The 23,001-nt window shown below is 49.9% G+C and carries 23 protein-coding genes; 3 read left to right on the forward strand and 20 right to left on the reverse strand.

The features are described 5' to 3' along the window. Positions 1–25 precede the first annotated feature (25 nt). The 7 genes from M2108_RS02795 to nirB form a co-directional block, all read right to left on the reverse strand. Positions 26–703, reverse strand: a complete 678-nt coding sequence (locus tag M2108_RS02795; protein ID WP_277467402.1) for a DsbA family protein — start codon at positions 701–703, stop codon at positions 26–28. 18 nt (positions 704–721) lie between these two features. After that, the gene (locus M2108_RS02800; RefSeq protein ID WP_277467400.1) at positions 722–1,873 is read right to left on the reverse strand and encodes a stalk domain-containing protein; all 1,152 of its coding nucleotides are present in this window, start codon (positions 1,871–1,873) and stop codon (positions 722–724) included. Between the two features lie 314 nt (positions 1,874–2,187). Next, on the reverse strand, positions 2,188–2,517 hold the full coding sequence (locus M2108_RS02805) for an iron-sulfur cluster biosynthesis family protein (protein ID WP_277467399.1): 330 nt from the start codon (positions 2,515–2,517) through the stop codon (positions 2,188–2,190). Positions 2,518–2,616: 99 nt separating this feature from the next. Next, on the reverse strand, positions 2,617–3,396 hold the full coding sequence (cobA, locus tag M2108_RS02810; RefSeq protein ID WP_277467397.1) for a uroporphyrinogen-III C-methyltransferase: 780 nt from the start codon (positions 3,394–3,396) through the stop codon (positions 2,617–2,619). Continuing rightward, on the reverse strand, positions 3,393–4,268 hold the full coding sequence (locus M2108_RS02815) for a formate/nitrite transporter family protein (RefSeq protein ID WP_277467396.1): 876 nt from the start codon (positions 4,266–4,268) through the stop codon (positions 3,393–3,395). Before M2108_RS02815 ends, cobA begins: the two co-directional genes overlap by 4 nt. Before the next feature lie 30 nt (positions 4,269–4,298). Then, a complete protein-coding gene (gene nirD / locus M2108_RS02820) occupies positions 4,299–4,610 on the reverse strand; it encodes a nitrite reductase small subunit NirD (protein ID WP_221801661.1) in 312 nt (103 codons plus the stop codon). 19 nt (positions 4,611–4,629) lie between these two features. After that, positions 4,630–7,062, reverse strand: a complete 2,433-nt coding sequence (gene nirB / locus M2108_RS02825; RefSeq protein ID WP_277467395.1) for a nitrite reductase large subunit NirB — start codon at positions 7,060–7,062, stop codon at positions 4,630–4,632. Positions 7,063–7,406: 344 nt separating this feature from the next. Between nirB and M2108_RS02830 the strand changes: the two genes are divergently transcribed. Beyond that, a complete protein-coding gene (locus M2108_RS02830) occupies positions 7,407–8,003 on the forward strand; it encodes an ANTAR domain-containing response regulator (protein WP_277467394.1) in 597 nt (198 codons plus the stop codon). 12 nt (positions 8,004–8,015) lie between these two features. Further along, positions 8,016–9,071 carry an anthranilate phosphoribosyltransferase gene (locus M2108_RS02835; protein ID WP_277467393.1) on the forward strand — a complete coding sequence of 352 codons (1,056 nt, stop codon included), beginning with the start codon at positions 8,016–8,018 and terminating at the stop codon, positions 9,069–9,071. Between the two features lie 775 nt (positions 9,072–9,846). On the opposite strand, the gene M2108_RS02840 is transcribed toward M2108_RS02835, so the two are convergent. From M2108_RS02840 to M2108_RS02900, 13 genes are all read right to left on the reverse strand, one after another. After that, entirely contained in the window at positions 9,847–10,350 is a 504-nt protein-coding gene (locus M2108_RS02840; protein ID WP_277467391.1) for a DMT family transporter, read from the reverse strand. Between the two features lie 22 nt (positions 10,351–10,372). Then, the gene (locus M2108_RS02845; RefSeq protein WP_277467390.1) at positions 10,373–10,798 is read right to left on the reverse strand and encodes a DMT family transporter; all 426 of its coding nucleotides are present in this window, start codon (positions 10,796–10,798) and stop codon (positions 10,373–10,375) included. A 168-nt stretch (positions 10,799–10,966) separates the two neighbouring features. Continuing rightward, positions 10,967–11,368: an NUDIX hydrolase gene (locus M2108_RS02850; RefSeq protein ID WP_277467389.1), complete on the reverse strand. Its 402-nt coding sequence runs from the start codon at positions 11,366–11,368 to the stop codon at positions 10,967–10,969. A 91-nt stretch (positions 11,369–11,459) separates the two neighbouring features. Continuing rightward, the gene (locus M2108_RS02855; protein WP_277467387.1) at positions 11,460–13,424 is read right to left on the reverse strand and encodes an elongation factor G; all 1,965 of its coding nucleotides are present in this window, start codon (positions 13,422–13,424) and stop codon (positions 11,460–11,462) included. A gap of 142 nt (positions 13,425–13,566) precedes the next feature. Further along, positions 13,567–13,746 (reverse strand): hypothetical protein, encoded by a 180-nt coding sequence (locus tag M2108_RS02860; RefSeq protein WP_090714123.1) that lies wholly within the window; start codon positions 13,744–13,746, stop codon positions 13,567–13,569. A gap of 103 nt (positions 13,747–13,849) precedes the next feature. After that, the gene (locus M2108_RS02865; RefSeq protein ID WP_280776858.1) at positions 13,850–14,659 is read right to left on the reverse strand and encodes a GNAT family N-acetyltransferase; all 810 of its coding nucleotides are present in this window, start codon (positions 14,657–14,659) and stop codon (positions 13,850–13,852) included. A 20-nt stretch (positions 14,660–14,679) separates the two neighbouring features. Beyond that, entirely contained in the window at positions 14,680–14,892 is a 213-nt protein-coding gene (locus tag M2108_RS02870; RefSeq protein ID WP_277467385.1) for a hypothetical protein, read from the reverse strand. Positions 14,893–14,931: 39 nt separating this feature from the next. After that, positions 14,932–15,798 carry an RNA polymerase sigma factor SigJ gene (sigJ, locus tag M2108_RS02875; protein ID WP_277467788.1) on the reverse strand — a complete coding sequence of 289 codons (867 nt, stop codon included), beginning with the start codon at positions 15,796–15,798 and terminating at the stop codon, positions 14,932–14,934. A gap of 32 nt (positions 15,799–15,830) precedes the next feature. After that, complete coding sequence (locus M2108_RS02880; RefSeq protein WP_277467384.1) at positions 15,831–17,018, reverse strand: NAD(P)/FAD-dependent oxidoreductase; 1,188 nt, start codon at positions 17,016–17,018, stop codon at positions 15,831–15,833. A 198-nt stretch (positions 17,019–17,216) separates the two neighbouring features. Next, positions 17,217–18,497, reverse strand: a complete 1,281-nt coding sequence (locus tag M2108_RS02885) for a sensor histidine kinase (RefSeq protein ID WP_280776860.1) — start codon at positions 18,495–18,497, stop codon at positions 17,217–17,219. After that, complete coding sequence (locus M2108_RS02890; protein ID WP_280767942.1) at positions 18,484–19,164, reverse strand: response regulator transcription factor; 681 nt, start codon at positions 19,162–19,164, stop codon at positions 18,484–18,486. Before M2108_RS02890 ends, M2108_RS02885 begins: the two co-directional genes overlap by 14 nt. Positions 19,165–19,234: 70 nt before the next feature. Beyond that, a complete protein-coding gene (locus M2108_RS02895; protein ID WP_277467380.1) occupies positions 19,235–20,011 on the reverse strand; it encodes an ABC transporter ATP-binding protein in 777 nt (258 codons plus the stop codon). Positions 20,012–20,028: 17 nt separating this feature from the next. Then, positions 20,029–22,380, reverse strand: a complete 2,352-nt coding sequence (locus M2108_RS02900) for an ABC transporter permease (protein WP_277467378.1) — start codon at positions 22,378–22,380, stop codon at positions 20,029–20,031. Between the two features lie 83 nt (positions 22,381–22,463). On the opposite strand from M2108_RS02900, the gene M2108_RS02905 reads away from it, so the two are divergent. Continuing rightward, complete coding sequence (locus tag M2108_RS02905) at positions 22,464–22,988, forward strand: YfiT family bacillithiol transferase (RefSeq protein ID WP_277467376.1); 525 nt, start codon at positions 22,464–22,466, stop codon at positions 22,986–22,988. The last annotated feature ends 13 nt before the right edge of the window (positions 22,989–23,001 follow it).

Here is a 23,001-nt window from a genome sequence, read left to right on the forward strand (position 1 = left end):
AACAATCCGTTATTTTTCTTTGAACTCAATTTAATTCTGATTGAATTGCAGCCTCCAATTGATCTACGTCAGTTTTAACTCCGTTAACAATAAAACTCGGTGTACCATATACCCCATTGGCAGCTGCGATTTTAAAATCCTCTTTAACTTCAAACAGATAGGTATGATTCTGCAGATCCTTTTTAAATTGGTCGTAATCGATATCATCAATATTATCATGAACAAAATTCAGCAGAAACTTCTCCGTGGCCCATATCGTTTTTTCTTGACCCTGATTTTGAAATAGCTTCTGCATAAAATCCCAATACTTATCCGGGCTTTGCTTAAATATTGATTCGGCAGCAACTCCTGCTTCAATCGAATCCGGCCCGAGAAACGGAAAATTAATCATATAAAACTGAACTTTACCTGTTTTAATGTATTCCTCGTTTAGAATTGCAAAATTAGCTTCTTCCCAAGCTTTACAGGACGGACATTTGAAATCAACAAACTCTATAACTTTGACTGGGGCATTTGGGTCTCCCAATAAAGGCTGCTTTTCAAGCTTAAAGTCACCAACTTTCAGCTCAATCTTACCCGAGGCATCCATTAACGCAGGTAATTTTTCAAGTTCACTTTTTTGGCTCGCTACGATTACACCTAGAGTGGTTAAAGATGCAATTACTACAATTGCTAAAATAACTAACCATCTGTATTTTTTCAAAAGCAACCCTCTTTCTCCTTATTGCGCAGATAAATAATTTTTAATTTTACTTATTTCTACTGTGAATTCTGTATCCTTAGCGCCCTGTAAATAACTGAAATAAGAAAACGTTAATATGCTGCCTTTAACTGAGATCAAATGCAAATTATCTCCATAATGCATATCTGCAGGATCCGTATTTTTTTCAATGGATGACTGCTCATCAACGCTTAAAATAGCTTTATAGAGTAAAGCACTTTGCTTTGTATGTGTATCAAGAATCCATAATACCTTTTTTGTTTCAGACCGGACCAGGACCAAATCACCTGCAAATCCATCAATAGAGTACTGATCATTGCCTATTAAATCTCTAAAGTTATAGCTCTGGACAGCCTTTCCGTTATCGTCAACATACTTCATACTGTGGCTGTCAGCAAATACCCAGTAACCGTTTATCTTTGATGTTTGTAGTGCTTCCTCATCACCAAAAACTGCAGACTGAAGTATCTCATTGTTCTTTATGAATACTTTTAGAGATGTGTTAATCAGCAGCGGTTCACCTGAAAATGTGTTAACTACGATTACAAACGAACCTGTAGTCGTAATAGGCGTAATTTGTATTTTTGAATACCTCTGCTCATTAAAAGTAACATCCAGCTTTCCAATTAATTGGGGGGTACTATTCTTAACCATACTGTATAATTCCCCGGCCGTACTGAACCAGAATGAGTTCGAGCCCGATTCTCCATAAACATACTGATTGCCGTTGCTTATATTGATGGATTTACCTTGTAATTTTAATGAAGAACCAGTGATCTGAGCCAGTCTTTTCGTAGTAATTAAGGTTATTCCATTTTTCACTATGATATCATTCGGTGAGCCGGGGTATACTTTACCATTCACTTTAGACTCCCCAGTTGATGTCTTTATTTCAATGGTTCTACCCGGCATAAACAAGTTTACCGTGCGATTTAACTGAAGCCATTCCACATGGTAGCCTAACTGTCTGACAGCCGTTTTTAAAGGAATATAATTAGTGCCCTTAATTAATACTACTTCACTGATTTGTTCATTTTCATTAATTGAAATCTTGTAAGAAGTTGCGGCATTGACAGTGTTAAATAAATGAAGTGAAACAAGCATACTCAGAACAATGCATAAACTAATTCTCAATTTGATCGATAACTTCATACTATTACACCATTTAACCTTAATATTTGGAGGTATTTACTTCTATTGCTGCTGAGCTACCTGAGACCGTTACTTTTGCTCCATCTTCAACAGTAGTTGTGGATAGATTCCTCTATTAAAATTACTTTATTTGTAATTCTTATCCTTCCGAGAACAAATATTACTCTCAGTCCCCATTTATTACAATATTTTTATTTTGGAATATATATTTTTTATGGGTTTTTATGTATATTAAATCAATGTAATTGCATAAACATCAAAACCCATTTTCCAAATTGAATTGGAGAATGGGTTTTGGTTTTATTAATCAAGTATTAACAGTGAATTTTGCGTACATCTTTTATTCTGACATTGCTGCCATACAGTGTGGAATCACTGGTCACCTTGTAAGACGGATAGTTCTCCTCCGCCTGAATCCGCATAACCTCATCGAATAACGATTCCTGCTGGCGGTCAACGATAAAGGTGAACGGCTGCTGCTCATATACAATGTCAGTGGCGTTCGGCCCGTCTACGATCTGCACAACCAGAACACCGTTACAACCGCAATCCTCGGTGTCATAAAACAGCTTGAAGGCGCCGGGTTGTCCGGCCAGGCTTGCCTGCAGCCGCTCTGTAGTGAGTGCATCCAGTTGAACTTGCATAGGTGATTACCTCCTTAGTACTGCGCAAAATGTATATAAAGTATATCACAAAAGAACCCCACAAAGTGGGGTCTTGACATTGATGCTGATCCTATGAGCTCAGCCAGTCCGGTAGCGGGCCGCATGCTGCTGCAGACTGAATACCTGATCTCTTATATTAACCACTTCGCCAATGATAATCATCGCCGGATTGCTGATTTTCATCACAGCTGCAAGCTTTACGATGTTCGCGAGCGTCCCTGTAACGGTCCGTTCATCGGCCGTCGTGCCTTTTTCAATCAGAGCAACCGGGGTCTGCGGGTCTTTGCCATGCCTGATCAGCTGCTCTGTAATCTCCCCCAGCTGGCTCATTCCCATGTAGATAGCCAAGGTATCGACACTGTGAGCCAGGGCATCCCAACGGACTGGATCAGCTGCGTCATTACAGCGGCTGCCGGTTACTACAGCGAACGAAGTAGCTACCCCGCGGTGAGTCAGCGGGATTCCGGCCGAGGCGGCTGCACCGACCGCTGAGGTGATCCCCGGAATGACCTCGAAGGGAATTCCGGCATCTGCGGCAGCAAGCAGCTCTTCACCGCCTCTGCCAAAGACAAAAGGATCTCCGCCCTTCAGCCGGACCACCCTGCTTCCAGCGGCCGCGTGCATAATCATCAGCCGCTCGATCGATTCCTGCGGCATGGAATGCTGGCCCGGTGCTTTGCCGCAATAAATGCGGAGGGCCTTTACCGGTGCATAATCAAGCAGCTCCTCGTTTACCAGCCGGTCATAGAGAATAACGTCCGCCGCCTGGATGCGGTGCATAGCCTTTACCGTGATTAGCTCCGGATCTCCCGGACCTGCACCGACAATTGAGATGATCCCTTCTCTGCCCTCTCTCATAGGCTTTTCTCCAGGGTAGCTGTCTTGGCAATGGCGCCTTCGCCATGACCGGTTGGCATTGCAACGGTGGTTGCGGCACGGCCTGACCGGAAACCGTTCTGGGCGAGATAAATCAGCAGACCGGTGAACAGCACGCCGCCGACCAGATTGCCCAGCAGCACAGGGATTCCGTTCCAGATCCACCAGTCAGCGAAGCTGACGTTAGCCCCGAGCATCATTCCGGCCGGAATGACAAACATATTGACAACCGTATGCTCAAAGCCCTGGGCAAAAAAGGTCAGGATCGGCAGCCACATCGCGGCTATTTTGCCGGCGGTGGATTTGGAGGTCATCGCCAGTACAGCGCCGAGGGTGACCATCCAGTTACAGAGGATCGCCTTAATGAAAGCCAGGCCCATTCCGTCTGCGCCCATGCTTTTATAAGCAGTGGTCTTGGCTTCACTGGTTGTTATCAGGGTCTGGATCATCGGATTGGACATGTCCGTACCCATCTTGGTGATCGTCAGTCCATACAGCGCAGCATACACTGCGCAGCCGATCAGATGCCCGATGATGACCCAGAAGAAATTGTTCAGCATCCGCGCAGCGTTCGTCTTTTTCTCCAGAACCGCCAGAGGGATTAGAGCAAAGCTGCCGGTAACCAGCTCGAAGCCGAGCAGAATAATCATCACAAAGCCTACCGGGAACAAAAGCGCACCGATCATCGGAAGCTTGGTCTGCGCTGCTGCTGTATAAGCAAGGGTTGTCGCACAGGCAAGGATTGCCCCGCCGAGTCCGCCGCGCACAATCAGCTGCAGAATGGACAGCTCTGCTTTGGTTTTTCCGGCTTCAATCATGGAAGACAGCACTTCATTCGGTTTCACATAATCCATAACGGTTCCCCCTGTATAATGTAATCAGAATCAGATCGTCAGATAAATCTGTCCGCTGGCCGGGTCCACTTCCACTTCATAGGTCTTCACATGTCCGGTATCCGGAGCAAGCACATTTCCGCTGTGCAGATCAATCCGGGAATCATGAAGCGGACAGTGGACCTTGGAACCACACACCATACCTTCCGATAAGGCGCCGCCTTTATGAGGGCATTTATTTTCAATAGCTAGAACTTCTCCGCTTGTTAGACGAAATATTGCGATTTCAGTACCCGCCATTTGCAGCTTGCGTGAGCCTTTAATATCGATATCCTTTACATTGCCTACCAGCACTTTGGTCATTGTCATGGATAGGACCTCCTTATACCGTTTCAGGTTCTGTGATCGGGGTGAAATTTTTGCGCAGCTCCGGCTCATTGACAATCTGCTTCCACGGGTCGGTTGTCAGAGCCAGCGTTGCTTCAATCCGCTCCTTCAGGGCAAGCCGCTCCTCGCGGTTTTCGAGCGCTTGCTTGATGCTTTCCAGTCCAACCCGCTCTACCCAGGTGGAGGTGCGCTCGTTCCAGACGGCATTTTCACGGTAATATTGCAGGAAAGCACTCGCCCATTCCAGTACCTCGTCATCTGTTTTCACGACACAGAGCAGATCCGTCGCCCGGACATGAACCCCGCCGTTGCCGCCGATATGCAGCTCCCAGCCTCCGTCAATCGCCACGACGCCAAAATCCTTGATCGTCGCTTCCGCACAGTTACGCGGGCAGCCGGATACAGCCAGCTTCACCTTGGACGGTGCGTTCAGCCGCTCAAAAGCTTTTTCCAGCCGGATTCCCATCCCGATCGCATCCTGGGTCCCAAAGCGGCAGAAGGTCGAGCCGACACAGGTCTTAACCGTACGCAGCGTCTTGCCGTAGGCATGGCCGGAAGGCATATCCAGCTCCTCCCACATCTTCGGGAGATCCTCTTTTTTGACACCAAGCAGATCCAGTCTCTGGCCGCCCGTGAACTTGACCATCGGAACATCGAACTTGACGGCAACCTCGGCAATTTTGATCAGATCCGCCGGAGTTGTTATTCCGCCGTAAATGCGCGGCACAACGGAATAGGTTCCGTCCTTCTGAATGTTGGCATGATAGCGCTCGTTGGTAAACCGTGACTCTTTTTCATCGATATACTCTTCCGGCCACAGCATCCCCAGATAATAGTTCAGGGAAGGACGGCATTTGGTGCAGCCTTCTTCGTTGTTCCAGTCCAGTACATGCATAACTTCCTTGACGGTCATCAGCTTCATCCGTTTGATCTCGGCCACAATCTCATCGCGTCCGAGAGTGGTGCAGCCGCAAATGCCTTCTTTCACCTTAACAGCCTTATCTCCGGCATACAGCTGAAGCAGACCTTCCACCATCGGCTTACAGCCGCCGCAGGAGGCAGAAGCTTTCGTGCAGGCTTTAATGTCACCAACACTGGTGCAGCCGCCGGACTGGATCGCCTCGGCAATCGCTCCTTTGGAGACCCCGTTACAGCCGCAGATAATCTCATCGTCAGCCATCGCTTCCAGGCGGTCATTTCCTTTCTGTGAACCCAGTGCGTCAGAGGAGATGCCGAGCAGCAGCTCTTTCTCCTTGCCTTTGATATTCTCACCGTTCTTAATAATGGAGAACAGCGGCGCACCGTCACTGGTATCCCCGAACAAAACCGCGCCGATCAGCTTATCTTCCTGTATCACCAGCTTTTTATAGACTCCCTCGATCTCGTCCTGATACCGGAGGGCTCTGGAGCCGGGCTGCTCAATGAACTGGCCTGCCGAGAAAACGTCAACCCCGGATACCTTCAGCTTGGTTGAGGTAACGGAACCGGCATAGCCTTCCGTTTGTGCTCCGCCCAGTCTTTTGGCGAGAACGGCTCCCTGCTCATACAGCGGGGCCACAAGCCCGTAGGCAATTCCCCGGTGCTCTGCACATTCCCCTACAGCATAGATGCCGGGAATATTCGTCTCCATGTAATCATTGACGATAATACCACGGTTCACGTGTATGCCGCTTCCGCGGGCCAGCTCCACATTCGGCTTGATGCCGACAGCCATAACGATCAGATCCGTTTCAGCGACCTCGCCGTCTGCGAACAGCAGGCCTTTGACTCTTTTTTTGCCGAGAATCGCTTCGGATTGCTTCTTCAGCAGAAACTTCATGCCTTGCGCTTCCAGCTCCTTCTGCAGCATGATTGCAGCAGCCTCATCCAGCTGGCGTTCCATTATATATTCGTTGATATGAACAACCGAGACCTCCATCCCCAGATGCAGCAGCCCCCTGGCCGCCTCCAGACCCAGCAGACCTCCGCCGATAACCAGCGCTTTGCGGTGGGTCTTGGCTGTTTCCTGCATAATCTGCGTGTCCTTGATGTCGCGGAAGGCAATTACGCCCTCTTTGTCTGCACCGGGCAGCGGAAGCATAAACGGATTGGACCCGGTTGCCAGAATGAGCTCATCGTAGCCGGCTTCCACTCCTTTATCGGTGTGAACTTTCCGGTTCACCGTATCAATGGAAGTTACAGTATGTCCGGTATAGAGCCTGATGCCGTTACTGCGGTACCATTCCAGGTCATTAATGATGATGTCGTTCATATCCGCTCCGCCCGCCAGGACAGATGACAACATGATCCGGTTGTAGTTGGGGTGAGGCTCAGAACCAAAAATCGTAATTTCATAAGCATCCGGTGCCAGCTTGAGCAAATGCTCAATGGCTCTGACCCCCGCCATCCCGTTTCCGACTAATACCAGTTTTTTGCGTACATCTGACATATGTTTCTCTCCTCTCTATATGCACACCAGAAATCAACAGAAATAGCCCGCTTCACTCCGCCCGGAAACATAACATTCCCGTTGCGATAAAAGTGATAGCAGGCGCCGTTGCCGCTAAAGCCGGATACACCATTGTATCCGTTCATTTGATGAATTTGTTAAATCGACTATACTACAGCCAATCCCAAAACGTCAACAATTATGACATATAAATTTTAAATAATTTAATTCATCGACAAACCAACCTAATACGTGTTATATAATATTACATAGTATTTAATGTGGCAGTGGTTTATTTCTAATATGAATGAGATCTTGAAGATCCTGTAAAGGAGCGTCTGGCTATGCATTCCCTGCTCTTGATTCAGAACGGCAGAACAGAGAACGACACAGAGGCGCGCTCCGAGCATAGTCCCGAGCGTATTCTTGAAGCTTGCGGATATGTGACCTGGACGGCAACTGGTGAAGAGCAAGCTTCTGTATTAATCCGGGACGCCGATGCTACCCTTCTATGTATGCCGGTCACCGAAATTGAGCTCTGGAGACAAAAGCTGCTCAAGCACAAAACCGCCCCCGTCCTCTGGTGGTGTACCTCAGCTACTGCTAACCTGTCTGTCTCCGCCTGCGGCGACAATATTATTGTAGACGGAATTCTCTCCCCTTACATGCATGAGCAGGAGATCCACTGGATTCTTCATTTCAGCTCCAGACAATGCTTCGAGCGCCAGCAGTGGCACAAGGAGAAGGAGCAGCTGCTCGCGCGGATTGAGGAACGCAAATGGATCGACATGGCCAAGGGGATTCTGTCCAAAGCCAAAAACATCAGTGAATCCGAAGCTTATGACCTACTGCGCAAGCAGGCGATGAATGAACGCAAACGGATGGTGGATGTAGCCACCTCGATCGTCAAGGTCTACCAGCTGCTCCAGGATCAAACTTAAGGAGAATCCGATATGATCAACCTGTTAAAAGAAGTAGCCAGAGGCAAGCGCGGTGCCCGGGACTTGAGTTATGACGAAGCCCTGACGGCAGCTGAGGCGATTCTCTGCCAGACCGCCTCGCCCGTGCAGATCGGCGCCTTCCTGATTGCCGAGCGGATCAAGCTGGAGAGCATCGAGGAGCTGGAGGCGTTTGTTGCCGTGTGCCGCAAATATGCACGCCGTGAGCCTGTGCAGCAGGGTCTGGACTGCGCAGGCCCGTATGACGGCCGGAGGAATTCCTTCATTGCTACCTTTCCGACCGCATTTGTGCTTGCGGCAGCAGGTATTCCTGTTACACTGCATGGTGCAGCGCCGCTTCCGCCAAAATGGGGCATAACGCTGCAGGATATCATTGAGGCTGCAGGCGTCCGTGTTGCCGGGCTCTCCCGGGATGACGCCATTGCAGCGGCGGCAGAGAGCGGTGTACTGTTCGCCCAGGCGGATCAGTGGTGTCCGCCGCTCGGTGAGCTCCGGCCGTTAAGAGAGGATATCGGCATGCGGACCATTCTGAATACTGCCGAGAAGCTGATCGACTACTCTTGCTCCCCCTACATTGTTTTTGGCATCTACCATAATACCGTATTTGACCGGATTTCCAGACTGATCATCAAGCTTGGTTACCAAAAAGGCCTGGTTGTGCAGGGTGTTGAAGGGTCTGAGGATCTATTCATCGACCGGCCAAACCGCGTGTATACAATAGCTGACGGCCAGGCCCAGCTTGATATTATCGACCCCGAGTCGCTGGGACTTGAAACCGAGGTGCCGGAGCTGGACTGGACACCGGAGCTTCAGCTGCAGACCGCAGAAGCGGTGTTGCAGGGCGGTGGGCATATGGCCTTCTATAACCAGACCCTGCTGAACGGCGGGGCCAGACTGCATCTGGCCGGCAAAGCCGGCTCGCTGGAGGAAGGCGTGTATACCTGCAAGCATCTGCTCGACAACGGCAGCGCCTGGGCGGTATATGAGCAGTGGAGAAACGCGCTGCTTGGCAGCAGAACGCCTTCATTGGGCCAGGTCGGCCGGGTTTAGGCCGGGTTTGGTGGTGGGCTGCCGGAGCTAGGCCGGAGCATGGTCGGAGTGAGCCGGAGCTAGGCTGGAGCATGGCCGGAGTGGGGCCGAAGCAAGGCCGGAGCATGGACTGAGCATGGACTGAGCATGGACGGAGCGGGGACAGAGCATGGCCGGAGGGCCGGAGCTAGGTCGGAGTGGGCCGGAGCACGGACGAAGCATGGACGAAGCATGGACGGAGTGGGCCGGAGCACGGTCGGAGCGGGGCCTGAGGGCGTGGGGATACGGCGGGGCGTAGAGGGATTTTTCCCTCTATTTTGATCATCTCAGCCTACTTTTGCCTAGATAAGGGGATTTTTCCCTCTATTTTGATCATTACAGCCTACTTTTGGCTATGATAAGGGGATTTTTCCCTTTATTTAGATCATTACAGCCTACTTTTGCTAAAATAAGGGGATTTTTCCCTCTATCTTGATCATCCCGGCCTACTTTTGCCAAGATAAGGGGATTTTTCCCTTTATTTAGATCATTACAGCCTACTTTCGGCTATGATAAGAGGATTTTTCCCTCTATTTTAATCATTCCGGCCTACTTTTGGCTATGATAAGGGGATTTTTCCCTCTATTTTAATCACCCCGCCCTCTTTCGGCCGAGACAAGAATTTTCCCCCTATACTCCGATTACACTAGCCCGCCTTATTGCCAACTTATCCGCCCCGCCCACAGCTACACAACTAGCCAACCAAACAGCAACGAAAAGGCCGAAGCTCCCCTCCCAGGAAGCTCCGGCCTTTCAGTTATTTCGTGACCAGCGCAGTCTGGCGCTTCTTATCCGCCGCAGCAGTTTCCTGCCCGTCCTTTTCTCCTCTTCCGCCCAGTTTAAAGACGAGAATACCGCCGACGATGACCAGTACACCGAGCAGCTGATTCAGGTTAAACGGAACCTTTTCCAGCCCCATCCAGCCAAGGGAATCCCATAGAAGCGCGAATCCCAGCTGCGAGGTCAGTACGATTGCAATCGCAAAAGTCGCACCAAGCAGCTTCGTTGCCTGCACCAGACAGATAACTACGCCGACGCCGATCACTCCGCTGAACCAGTACCACGGCTGCATGTGCTGGAGTGTAAACATTCCGGTCCCCTGAGTAATCAGCCCCATAACCAGTGAAGCGATAAAGCCCATGCCGAGTACTAGCGTCGTGGTCGACCAGGAGCCTGTATGCTCATTAACTTTAATGTTAAAAATATTCTGCAGGCCCACAAGCGCCCCGGCCACTAGTGCCAATATAATGCCGATTATCATAAAAATTATCCCCTTCTTTGCATTAAAGTTTAAGAATCAGCACGCCGGCAATCATCATTCCGATTCCGATGAACTGCGGCAGACGCATTTTTTGCTTCATAACTCCAAACCAGCCGTTACTGTCAATCATGAAGGTCATGAACAGCTGGGCGATCAGGAGTGCGGATATAGTCAAAGTAACTCCGACATGTTGTATTGAGGTTACCTCACTGAAAATAATGAACGCAGCCAGCGCGCCCCCGCTCAGGTACAGCGGATTTACTTTTTTGAAGCCTTGCTTCTTCCCGTCGCGTACGAACAGCAGAATCGCCAAAGCCATAATAAAACCGGTTAATTGTGTAATTGTTGCTGCCTGCCAAGTGCCGATATCCTGGCTGATCCGTGCGTTTGCAACCCCCTGCAGCGTAATGCACGCCCCGCCTATAAAGGCAAAAATGATCCCCTTCATGTCTTCTCTCTCCTCTTTGTGATCTCTGTCTTAATTAAATGACATCCGGTGTCATCCGTGAAGGACATATGTCCTAAATTATTATTTCCCCTTAGCATTGCACCAAAAAGCCCGCTTCAATCCTCATTTCAAGAGGCTGAAACGGGCCATTTATAAGCATAAACTCAATTAAGATAACAGCTTCATCTCATGCAGCCGGTCAAAAATCAGCCTGCTGACCGCCGACACCCGCTCCCTGTCTGCAAACGAAAGCCAGGCCAGTTCAGCAATTTCCGCTGCCGGGGCAAGGGTACCGTTGTATTCTGCAGTCAGGCAGGTCATCTGTACCTGCACACCAGCTTCTTTACCATGTGCTTCTGCTTCAAATGTGCCAAAATGCCGGATACTCTCCGGAATAATCCGTACCGTTAATTCCTCTTCAATCTCGCGGATCAGCGTTTCGTTGTCCGACTCGCCAGCTTCCCGTTTGCCTCCGGGGAAATAATAGGTATCTTTACCATGTGAACGAGCTCCAAGTACCTTCCCGTCTACAATATGAATCCAGGCAATCTTATCTATCACTGTGGTCATTTGTTATCCTCCCTTCGCTTTTATTCATTAAAAGCTATCTTCCTTGCTCCTTAAAGGACAGATGTCCTACACAGTTGCTCAGGTAAATGTCTCAATACTCCAGCTTAACATGCATATGCATAGCCGCCTCATCCCACGGAACAGAATAAGCCTGTCCTTTTGCACAAAAAATCGAAGCCGACTGGTAGGCGGGATCGGCATTTTTATCGTATTGCTTCATGCCGATGATCTGTCCGGCCTGATGGCAGACCTGGTATCCGCCCGCCCGTAGGGACAGAGCCCCTTTACCTTGTGTCATAGAAGCCAGTCTTACCGGATAATTCATGAAGGTGGCAACCGGCACTGTTCCGGTGAGGATAGCCGTTTCACCATTTATTTCGGGCGCGGCAAAGCTGCCGCTGGCCTGCTGAATATCGGACATCACCTTGCCTACATGATCGGCATGAATTCTGATTTTGAAATCATAAAACGGCTCCAGCAGCACATTCGCCGCCTGCTCCAGCCCCTGGCGCAATGCCCGCAGAGCAGCCTCCCGGAAATCTCCGCCTGACGTATGCTTATTATGGGCCCTGCCGCTCAGCAGCGTAATCTGCACATCGGTCAGCGGAGAGCCTGTCAGCAGGCCGTGATGGCCTTTGTCCAGCAGCACCTGAACAATCTGATTCTGGTAGCCCACAGCCAGATGATCGGGGTGACACTTATTATGTACCGTTACACCGCTCCCGCGTTCACCCGGTTCAAGCTTCAGATGAACCTCGGCGTAATGGCCGAGCGGCTCAAAATGGCCACAGCCATAGGCTATTGATTCGATCGTCTCCATATACAAAATCTCCGGGTTCCCAAAGGTTACCGGTATATGGAATCGCTCCCGGAGCACCTGCTCCAGCACCTCCAGCTGGATCTGCCCCATGACCTGAATTTGCAGCTCCTGAAGCATTTCATCCCAGCTTACATTCAGCGAAGGGTCTTCCGCATCAAGCTGCTGAAACGCCTGCAGCACCTCTTTCAGGTGAACAGGCGGTTCGAAGCAGACTTTGGATTTTAACGCAGGAACGAGTCCGCTGCCTACGTTATCTACTAGCTCTCCGACGCCTTCGCCCGGCCCGGCAGCTGTGAGGCCGGTAACGGCAAACAATTCACCCGCCGCAGCCCAGTCAGCTGCTGCCGTCTTCGCCCCGTTAATCCGGCGGATACCGGTAATACGTTCAGAGATCCGCTCTACTACAGGACCGCAGGTTAACTCTTCCCTTACCTTGAGCACACCCTGCAGCGCTTTAATATAAGTGATTCTTGTGCCCTTGTCATCGTAGCGGACCTTGTAGACTCTTCCGGCAAAAGGCAGACGGTAATCATATTCCGTTACCGCAAGTGCATCCAGATTACGGAGGAAGCTGCCGATCCCTTCATCCAGCAGAGCGGAGCCTGCCATGCAAGGAAAGACTTTGCCTTGCCGTACCAGCTTAACCAGTGCATCCTTCCAGGCCGGCTCGTCCAGACTTCCATCGAGATAAGCCTCAAACAGCGCTTCATCCCGTTCCGCCAAAAAAGAGCGCAGCTCCTCATCCACACCGCCAGCCTCAAGCTCCGGCAGCATAACGGCATCTCCGCTGAGCAGCTGGCGAATCTCGCTAAGCACACGCTGCGGGTCGGCGCCGGTCCGGTCTGTTTTATTGATAAAAAAGAAGGTTGGAACCCCATGGGAACGCAGCAGCTGCCATACCGTCTCCGTATGACCCTCCACACCTTCAACTGCGCTGACAATCACAACTGCATAATCGAGAATCTGCAGTACCCGCTCCATCTCCGGCGAAAAATCGACGTGGCCGGGAGTATCCAGCAAAAAGTAGTGTGAGTCGCCGTAGCTGAATTCCGCCTGATCGGCGAAAACAGTGATTCCGCGCGCTTTTTCAATCTCATGGGTATCCAAAAAAGTATCCTTATGGTCCACTCTGCCTCTGCTGCGGATCGCTTCCGTATGGTAGAGCAGCTGCTCGGCGAAGGTTGTCTTTCCGGCATCGACGTGGGCAAGCAGACCGATTGTTATATTCTTTGTCATTCTTGCTGGTAGTACACCTCCAAAAGTATGGTTCGATTCCTTCATATACACATTTATGTACCTCATACAAAATACACGGCAAACCATCCCTTCTCATTATGGGCGGTTTGCCGTGTATGATCAATCCTATGAAACGTATTATCTATCCCTGCCTGGAACGGTTACGTCCCTCCTGATAAACAGCCAGCGCCCAGACCAGAACAAACAAAGGAATAAAAATATACCAGGGAAGGGTAACAGTATCACCGATTATAAACGAAATAAGAAGTAGGACCGCTATGACAATAATCGAATACAGCACGCCTCGTCCAAAAGTTCTCATTTTTCCCGCCTCCACTTCATTCAGGTATATCCAATATTACCCAAACTGGAGGAAATAACTCTAATTAGCGGGATTTCTGTGTCATATCCCTGGGTTACAGATGTTAATTATACAATTCAAAAGTAAAGACCGGGTACTGTTCTGCCGGGAGAAATCCGAGCTTTAAGGCGAGCCGTTGTGAGGCCAGATTGTCCTGTGTTGTCTCCCATAAAGGAATCATATCCAGTTCCAGATAATAGCCAATCAGTGCTGCTGCCGCTTGTGTCCCGTAGCCCTTGTTCCGCTCAGCCTTTTCGTAGGTATCCGCATCAACAAAATATTCATTGCCCACAGAAAACCCGTTATTTCTGCAGAAAGACACGGTTACTCCTCCTGCCTTCACAGACGCTCCAAACGTTTTCTTTTCCAAAAAATAACGGTCAGCATGTGACGACGTACTCTTATCTTCAGCGACAATCGGGTACTGTGCAATATCAATCTCAAATTCAGCAGCATCAGCCCGAAGGAAGTCCTGTAATGTTCTAAACCGCCCTGTCTCCAGCTCATACACTGTTTCAAAATGCTTATCTGCCCTCACCCCCGCTACCCCGCCCAGAAACAGCCTATCCCAGTCTTCCGTGTCATCGGCATAAATCTCAAACCATCCGGCACTCCTGCTGACGCAATCCGGTATAACAATATTTTGCAAAAATAGCCTGATCAGCGCTTTGCTCCGTTCAGACCTTACATCTCCAGCCGCATACATCCATCTGCCGGTAACCCAGACAATCGCCAGCCCCGGACTCACTGCGTTATCTACAAACACACGTCCCGGGTACAACCTCCGCAAAACGGATAGCGCGGGAATGTGCTGTTTTTTCCGGTTAAAAAAGGGCTCTGCCGCCTTAAAATCCTCAGCAAATATTTCTAACAATTCTTTCACCATTCTCCTCTTCATACCTTTCTTTTCTTGAGGAAGATATACAATAGAAAAACTGCCGCCAATACAACAATAGCTAACATTACTAGTGTAGGATAACTGATGGAAAAGCCAACGTCACCTTGAAACATTGTGTCTTTTGGAGGATCAGGTTTAACAGATAGACCATACTTATCTATTAACTCAGCCTTCTTGTCTTCCGAAAGATTATTAACTGCAGTTGCCATACCATCTTCCTCTCAACAATTTGACTTAGACGTTAGAACTCAGGAATGTTCAAAATGTCTGAGTTTATCCGGATTTCGGATCAGATAAATGTCACGGATTAAATGTCCGCTGCTATGAAATAGAGCCACAGAATCGACATGCTCTCCCACACGGAAGATGACCCCGGTCTGGCCGTTGATCATGCTGATCTCGATCTGCACTCCCTCTTGCTGATACAATTTATGGAAAGAACCAAAAAGAAATTTGGACACGGCATCGCGCTGGGAGATCGGGCGGACGGCGGCGAATACTTTGCCTCCCCCATCGGAAATGAGCACGACATCATCAGCGAGCATGGAAATGATCTGCTCTATGTTATCCTGCGCAAGTGCGGAGAGGAAGCGGCGAACCCACATCTCTTTATCCGCCTCGGCAACATCCGGCTCACCTGCCCCGATACCCATTTTCCCCTTTGCACGGCTAAACAGCTTCCGGCAGTTTATCTCACTTTTACCAATGATCTCGGCGATTCCACCGTACTCGATGCCGAGAGCCTCGCGCAATACGAATACCGCACGTTCTGCCGGTGACAGCTTCTCCAGCATTACCAGGACTGCATAGGACAGCAGCTCATCACGGATTATGAAATGGAGCGGATCCGACTCCGCAGTGGGGATGGGTTCGGGAAGCCACTCACCGGTATAATATTCCCTTCGCCTGCGAGCCGATTTATACAGGTCCCGGCAGCGGTTTACGACCATTTTACACAAATACGCCTTCGGCTCTTCGGCCAGGCCAGCCGGGTTCACATTGTATACTTTGAGAAAAACGTCCTGTACGGCGTCTTCCGCATCGGACCATGTACCCGTCATTTGATAAGCCAGCGTAAGCATTAATGTTTTGTACTGACTGTATAATTCCTCTATCTCCACCACCCCCTTTTCTGAACTCATACCTGTTAAGTCGTCAACATGCTCGCTGTATCCCAGGTATACTTTTTAATCTTCCAGCTCAATTTCCCTGTGATCACAAAATCGAGTCCCCATTTATTCACCCAGGTTAATCCTTTATCGGGACCTAGTCCGATGCAGAACAAATTCATATAGCTTTCATGGACCGGCGCCTGGTGCCCCTCGAGATCTGCCAGTATGATTTTGGCAAGCCGCGCCGCTTGGGGAATCGCTTCCTTACAAGTCTTGCCGTCGACATGGCCGTTGACCGGGTCTATGATTCTGGCGCAGTCACCGATACTGTATACACCCGGCATATCTGCTACCCTATAGCTGTCGTCAACCTGTACATACCCTTCGGAGGTTACTGGCAAGCCGATCGCTGACAGAATCGGATTAGGCTGCAGCCCGAGCGTCCAGATGCATAGACCTGCAGGCCGGCTCTCACCACTTGATAACCATAATACCCCATCCGCTTCTTTGATTACACGTTTATTATGCAGAGTATTTATACCGATGTCCTGGAGGAGATGTTCCAGTCTCAATCCTACTTTGACCGGACCGTCTATAAAGAGACGCTCATGTGCATTGTACAGGTCGATTGTTACGGCTTTGGGGTTAAGTCCCAGCCGCTCCGCATCCTTGCGGGCGTAGTAAGCCAGCTCTGCCGCAGTCTCCATACCACTAATTCCAGCTCCCGCAATGACAATTTGCAGCAACCGCTCGCGTTCGCTTGGCTCATTTTCAGCAGCGGCTTGTTCCAGATTAGAAAGCCATCTGCTGCGGATTTTCTGAGCATTTTCCAGTGAAGTGAGCGGAATTCCGCCCTGTCCAGGATCAGGCTGCCGGATCACGCTGCCCGCTGCTACAATGAGCACATCGTAGCTCATCTCATGCTCCACTCCCGAAGGATTCACATACATCAGTTTCTTTTCTTCCGCGTTGATGTTGGATGCGATGCCCTGCACTAATTCAACACCGTCCGGAAACAGTCTAGTCAGTGGAATTCGTATTTCTTCATTCGTAACGGCTGGTCTAAACATTAATACTTTACGCAGATGGAAATCATTTTTATCAATCATGACGAGCCGCAGCGGATACTTCCCTGCCTGATCCTTGAACATTCTCATGATTTCCTTCACAGCATGAATCCCCGCATACCCGGCACCGATAACAACACACGTCAATGTTTTCATGCAATCTACTCCTTCTGTAGTTTGCATATAGAACGAGGCAGCCGCCTTTTTTGTGACACAAGATCTTTATAAATTGAACTAAAGATTTGTATGCCTTAACTTAAACTTTCAAGTTCAATTTAGATAGAAAGTATTAGAAACGTCATAAAAAAGAGCCTTACAAACTCCAAGGCTCTCTGCTTACTCTCTATTATCATCTCAGTACCGCAGCACCAGCACAAACCGCATCCCTTCCTCATACGCCTCACCGTAAATATCCCCGTCCATCTTGCGCATCAGCTGGCGGCAGATGAACAGGCCCAGGCCGTTGCCCTGCCTGCCGGCGCTGTTCGAGCCGCGCCAGAAGCTGGCGAAGATATGCGGCAGCTCGGTTGCCGGAACGGGATCGCCGGAGTTCTCAACAATGATCAGCTGGCGGTAATCCTCTTCCCCGAAGCTGATCCTGATCAATGCGCCATCCCCGTATTTGATCGCATTCTCCAGCAGGTTGTCCATCACCTCCAGCAGCTTATCCGGGTCCCCAAGCAGCAGCTTGTTGTCAGGTACAGCCACTTCAAAACGGATTTTGAGCAGTTCAAGACGTTCCTTGTAATGATCCGTCACTCGTCTGATCCAGTCTTTCAGGTAAAATTCCGCTACGTGCACCTCTGTCTCCTGCAGGGAGGACACGGATGCAGCGATGATGCTGCTGATCATCTCCTCAATCTGTCCGGCCTTTTGGCCGATCAGGCTGGCGGATGCCCTGCGCTTGTCTTCGTTGTCATAGAGCCCTTCCGCCAGCGCACTGGAGTACAATTTTATCGCTGCGACCGGTGTTTTGAGCTCATGTGACAGGGAAGCGATCAAGGTCTGGCGGTCTTTTTCCAGCCGCAGATTGGTCTGCTTCTGCCGGTCCAGCGTTTCGCGCAGCAGGTTTAGCCCCCAGACAAATTTGCCGAAAAACCTGCTCTTGCTCTCCTTCATGTCCAGAGTCAGATTGCCTTTGGATAATGCATAAGGAAGCTCCTCAATCGTATGGAACGGCCTGATGATCTGCTTGCGGATGTACATAAGCAGGCCGAATACGGCAGCAAGTACTGCACCAAGCAGTATGACCGTCACCAGAAGCAGCGGCGAACGGCTTGTACCTGCCCCATACTCCAGCCTCAAATAACCTGCCGGATCATCTCCACGGTATATAGGCTTAACGGAATACTCAGCATTGTTGTGCACACCTGTACCGTTAAAAAATCCGCGTACGGCCTCCGGCTCTGCATCCCATTCCAGCCAGGCAGCATTTCGCACATAAGTGTATTTCTCCAGCTTGAGTTCACCGGGCTCACGCCCGTCACTTACCTCCCGGATAATCCGGTTGACCTCAATCCGGTATGCTTTGTCTCCTGAGTCACCTGTCAGCTTGAAGCCATAGGCGGTAAACAAGGCAATTACCGCGAGCCCGATACTCATCGTGCAGAGAATCAGCCGGTCAAACCGCTTCATACTTGTAGCCAACTCCCCACACCGTTACTATCCGTTGCGGCTGCTTCGGATTGAGCTCAATCTTTTCCCGCAGCTTGTTAATATGTACGGTTAGCGTAGACGGTTCGCTGAAGCTGTCCGCTCCCCACACCTGCTCGAAGAGCCACTCCTTGCGCAGCGCCTTGCCCCGGTTATTCAGCAGCAGCACCAGCAGCTCATATTCCTTCATCGTCATGGACACCGGAGCTTCCGCCAGAAACACCTGCATGGAGGAGCGGTTGACCAGCAGGTCGCCGTCTGTCAGCAGCTGCCTGTTGTCATTCATCTCATAGCTCCGGCGCATATGTGCCTTTACTTTGGCGATCAGCAGCTGAATGGTAAACGGCTTTTCCAGATAATCGTCTGCCCCCAGCTCCAGCCCGATGATCTTGTTGTCATCTCCGTGCCGGGCACTCATGATGAGAATCGGCAGATTGTATTTTTCCCTGGCAAGCCTGCACACGGCAAAGCCGTCGATCCCGGGCAGCATAATATCGAGCAGCAGCAGCTTTACCGCCTGGCTGTCCATAAGCTCAAGTCCCTCTTCGGCACTGGAAGCAGATGCTACAGAGTACCCCTCCGCCTCCAAAAAATCCCGTATAACCGCAGACAGCTCCAGATTATCCTCAATGACCAAAATATCAGCCAATGCCATCCCTCCTGTATCTTTCTATCTCTATAAGGCAGGGCGGCAATTAGCCTGTATCACTTTCCCCCGCCTACCAGCCCTGCTCCATCAGCCACTCATTCAGCCGGCGCTCCCGTTCTCTGACGCCCTCAGCCTCAGCGAATTTGCCAAGCTTCAGCTCGCCCTGGATGTTGCCGTCCACCATATAGAGAACCTTATCGGTCTGCGCGGCTACCTTCACATCATGGGTGACGATCATGATCGTCGTACCCTCCCGGTTGATCCGGCACAGCTCCTCCATCACTTCCTTGGCGGCTTTGGAGTTCAGCGCCCCGGTCGGCTCATCGGCAAACAGCATCCGGGGTGCGTTGATCAACGCCCGGCAGATGCAGGCCCGCTGCAGCTGTCCCCCCGACACCTCGGCAATATCATGTCCGGCAATTTCAATGATCCCGAGCTTCCGCATCAGCTTGTCGGCATGCTCGTTAATGTCACCGCGGCTGCGGTTATCTCCTTTGCCCTTAATCGCCTGATAGCCAGATAATATGATATTATCATAGACCGACAGGTTGCCGAGCATATACATTTGCTGAAAAATAAAACCCATCTCATGCAGTCGGACCTCTGCGATCTCATTCTGCGACAGCTGTGACAGCTGCTTCCGGTTAAACAGCACCTCTCCCGCAGTCAGGCGGTCCATCCCGCTGACCGTATAGAGCAGTGTAGATTTGCCGGAGCCGGAAGGTCCCATGATCGATACAAACTCTCCCTCATGCAGGGTGAAGTTAATATTCCGCAGCACATTATGCTGGCTTTTGTTCACGATATAGGTTTTGCAGAGATTGGTAACTTCAAGTATGGTACTCATCGCTTCATTCCTCCTGATTATTCTTTATTCATATTCCAGACGTGAATGTGTTTGATTTGTCCGCAGCTGGTATATACCGCCGTTACCACTACAGCCAGAATAATCAGCGGGTACAGCACGTAAACCTGCAGCGGTATAATCTGAAAGTGAAGCTCGGTAAGCCCGAACATCCGGAAGACGAAACCGAACAGCCGCTCACCGAGAATATTGGCTCCGAGCACTCCTATAATCAGCGAACCTGTCAGCAGAATCATAATCCGCAGCACCTGCCACAGCCGGATCAGACCGTCTGTAAAGCCAAGGCTTTTCATAACGGCAATGCCCTGGATCTCCTTGCTGATGAGCAGCCGTACAAACAGGCTTGTAATAAAAAAGATAATCAGACACACAATGACCGTAAGCAGGCTGATGACGCTTTTCAGCTGACCGATAAAGCCGCCGGTGACCTCCTTCAGCATTTCATCAGCAGTCTTAATTTCGTACTGGCTGAATAACTGCTTCATCTCTGCCGTTATTGCAGCCTTGTCCTGATCCGGTGCATTAATCATGCCGGTAATCATATAAGACGTTGTCATTTGCGGATAGAATTCCCCGGCCAGCCGGACCATATAGCCTTCATTTGAGATGGCCTGAAAAATACCGGTGATCAGGAAGGAATGCTGCTGACCGTCTATTTCAAATACAATATAATCACCAAGATTTTTGTGATAGACCTCTGACATAATGCTTGTAATCGCTATTTCATTAGCCAGCTCAGGAGCAGTTCCCTGCAGATACTCAAGATTGGCCGCAGGCTCGTTTTTCGTTCCGGAAATACTTCTGTTACTCTCGCCATCATCGGATATATACTTTGTCAATGCCGTGTATTCCAATGAAAGCTGCACATCGAACTTCTGATCCTTAAACTGCTGCTCTACCTTCGACAGCTCCTCGCGGATCTCATTCAACGGTATATCAGCCACGACGGCTTTCGTATAGAAATCCGCTTCCGTTGTTCCCAGATAGCTTATGAATTTCGGTGTGAGAATCGTATTGGTCAGATTGATAGGGATAATGATGATAGCTGCGCTAAGAATAAAGGTGATAATCAGCGTGGTATAGCTTTTCAGACGGCTCACAACATCGCTCATTGCCAGAAACAGCATCGGATGCAGCCGCTTGCTGCGGTAAAGATGGAACCTTCTTGAAGGCTTGAACCTTTCGCCGGTGTGGCCCTGTCTGATCGCGTCGATCGCAGAGGCTTTATTAATTTTGCGCATGCACAGGACACAGAACAGCAAGGTCAGCAGAACAATTGCTATTGCGCTGATAATGGAAATGATGATGTTGGTTATGCCGCCGGGCAGGATAATATATTCTGCCGTTTTGCGGGACATCAGGGCACTTAGCGGAAAGCTGGCAATCAGCCCGACAGCTCCCCCAATAACTGCAAGGCCTGAATATTTGGCCAGGTACAGTCCCTTGATCGATCCGTTCTTGAAGCCGATGGCCTTCATAACGCCGATCTCCCGGTATTCATCCTGCAGCGTAGACACAATGGTAAATCTCAGCGTCATAAAAGCAATAAAAATCAAGAAAAGGCTGATTACAAACAGCATGGCGGAAATAATCTGATCGGTCAGGAAGGAGGTCTTTACAAGCCCCTTGTCGACCTGAAAATTCGCCTGCAGATCCTCCTTGGCAAAAGCTGCCGTTACCGCTGAAGACTCCACTCCTCTAGCTGCCACAAAACTATACTGCACCGAGATGGCTTCCTCAGGTAATGCGCTCTGAATGTCAGCAAAATCCTGCTCTGAAAGGATCAGCCGTTTCAGCCCCATCAGGTCGGCTCCCAAAAAGGCGTCTTTGAAAAATTCTGTTACTTTAAAGCTTTTGGAGATACCGTCAAAAGTCATAGTGATGTCGTCGCCAAGCTCCATGCCTGTAGCATTTCTGATGCTTACCGGTATGCCGATCTCGCCTGCATTCAGCTTGAACAGCTGATCGTCCTGGCTGAAGATCAGATTAACCTTGTCTGGCACCGCCGCCAGTGTAAGCACCAGATTGCTTGAAAAGCCGTTGCGGCCGGCCGGCAGCTTAATCTGCTGGCTGGTTACACTGATCTGCGGCTCGGAGTATACCTCACCGACGATAGCCTGATTATGGGCCCAGTCTTTAATCTTCTGCCTGTTCTCCGCCGTATCGGGAATGGTGACACTATGGTCCGCGACATTGCTCTTGTCAATAAAATACCCGATGGCCGATGAGGTGGTGTACATCAGGTTTGTTCCGCTCGCCACCAGGGCTGTTGCCAGTGTGATCAGCACGAGCAGTACGATATTCATCGTTTTTTTGCGGCGCAGATCCTTTTTCAGAATGTTCAGAAACACGCTTCGTTCCCCTTTCTCATATCCTCTGAAGTGATTATAATGGGGAAGTTATTAAATAATCCTTAACTGGGGGGATTTTGTCTATGGAGACGGATTTGAGGTACCCGATTGGCACTTTTGAGTATGCCGGTGAGATTACCGCTGGTGTTACCACCGCGTGGATCAAGGAGATTGAAGAATTACCGGGACTATTGCGGGAGGCTGTAAAAGAGTTGAATGATGAACAGCTGGATACTCCGTATCGTCCGGGCGGATGGTCGGTGCGGCAGGTTATCCATCATGTTGCTGATAGTCATATGAATGCTTATGTACGGTTTAAGCTGGCTCTGACAGAAGACAAGCCGGTAATTAAGCCTTATGAGGAGGCAGAGTGGGCCAAGCTGCCGGATTATGCCTTGCCGGTTGAGCCCTCTCTTCTCCTCATTGAAAACCTGCATCAGCGCTGGGTTACTGTTTTGCGTGAACTGACTCCTGCCGATATGGACAAAACCTTTATCCATCCGGAATCCGGTGTAGTTTCATTAGGCAGAAACATCGGCATTTATGCCTGGCACGGCAAACATCATCTTGCCCATATTACCTCGCTGTGCAGCCGCATGGGCTGGTAAAACAACCCCAATA

It is taken from the genome of Paenibacillus sp. PastM-3, from assembly GCF_029893965.1.
Lineage (GTDB): Bacteria > Bacillota > Bacilli > Paenibacillales > Paenibacillaceae > Paenibacillus_AQ.

What these genes read in the sequence shown, in the direction of transcription:
- M2108_RS02800 (WP_277467400.1), bottom strand. Translation starts at nt 1,873, where the DNA reads ATGAAGTTATCGATCAAATTGAGAATTAGTTTATGCATTGTTCTGAGT.
- M2108_RS02880 (WP_277467384.1), bottom strand. Translation starts at nt 17,018, where the DNA reads ATGAAAACATTGACGTGTGTTGTTATCGGTGCCGGGTATGCGGGGATT.
- M2108_RS02815 (WP_277467396.1), bottom strand. Translation starts at nt 4,268, where the DNA reads ATGGATTATGTGAAACCGAATGAAGTGCTGTCTTCCATGATTGAAGCC.
- M2108_RS02835 (WP_277467393.1), top strand. Translation starts at nt 8,016, where the DNA reads ATGATCAACCTGTTAAAAGAAGTAGCCAGAGGCAAGCGCGGTGCCCGG.
- cobA (WP_277467397.1), bottom strand. Translation starts at nt 3,396, where the DNA reads ATGAGAGAGGGCAGAGAAGGGATCATCTCAATTGTCGGTGCAGGTCCG.
- nirD (WP_221801661.1), bottom strand. Translation starts at nt 4,610, where the DNA reads ATGACCAAAGTGCTGGTAGGCAATGTAAAGGATATCGATATTAAAGGC.
- nirB (WP_277467395.1), bottom strand. Translation starts at nt 7,062, where the DNA reads ATGTCAGATGTACGCAAAAAACTGGTATTAGTCGGAAACGGGATGGCG.
- M2108_RS02855 (WP_277467387.1), bottom strand. Translation starts at nt 13,424, where the DNA reads ATGACAAAGAATATAACAATCGGTCTGCTTGCCCACGTCGATGCCGGA.
- M2108_RS02885 (WP_280776860.1), bottom strand. Translation starts at nt 18,497, where the DNA reads ATGAAGCGGTTTGACCGGCTGATTCTCTGCACGATGAGTATCGGGCTC.
- M2108_RS02850 (WP_277467389.1), bottom strand. Translation starts at nt 11,368, where the DNA reads ATGACCACAGTGATAGATAAGATTGCCTGGATTCATATTGTAGACGGG.
- M2108_RS02870 (WP_277467385.1), bottom strand. Translation starts at nt 14,892, where the DNA reads ATGGCAACTGCAGTTAATAATCTTTCGGAAGACAAGAAGGCTGAGTTA.
- M2108_RS02895 (WP_277467380.1), bottom strand. Translation starts at nt 20,011, where the DNA reads ATGAGTACCATACTTGAAGTTACCAATCTCTGCAAAACCTATATCGTG.
- M2108_RS02860 (WP_090714123.1), bottom strand. Translation starts at nt 13,746, where the DNA reads ATGAGAACTTTTGGACGAGGCGTGCTGTATTCGATTATTGTCATAGCG.
- M2108_RS02845 (WP_277467390.1), bottom strand. Translation starts at nt 10,798, where the DNA reads ATGAAGGGGATCATTTTTGCCTTTATAGGCGGGGCGTGCATTACGCTG.
- M2108_RS02805 (WP_277467399.1), bottom strand. Translation starts at nt 2,517, where the DNA reads ATGCAAGTTCAACTGGATGCACTCACTACAGAGCGGCTGCAGGCAAGC.
- M2108_RS02840 (WP_277467391.1), bottom strand. Translation starts at nt 10,350, where the DNA reads ATGATAATCGGCATTATATTGGCACTAGTGGCCGGGGCGCTTGTGGGC.
- M2108_RS02905 (WP_277467376.1), top strand. Translation starts at nt 22,464, where the DNA reads ATGGAGACGGATTTGAGGTACCCGATTGGCACTTTTGAGTATGCCGGT.
- M2108_RS02830 (WP_277467394.1), top strand. Translation starts at nt 7,407, where the DNA reads ATGCATTCCCTGCTCTTGATTCAGAACGGCAGAACAGAGAACGACACA.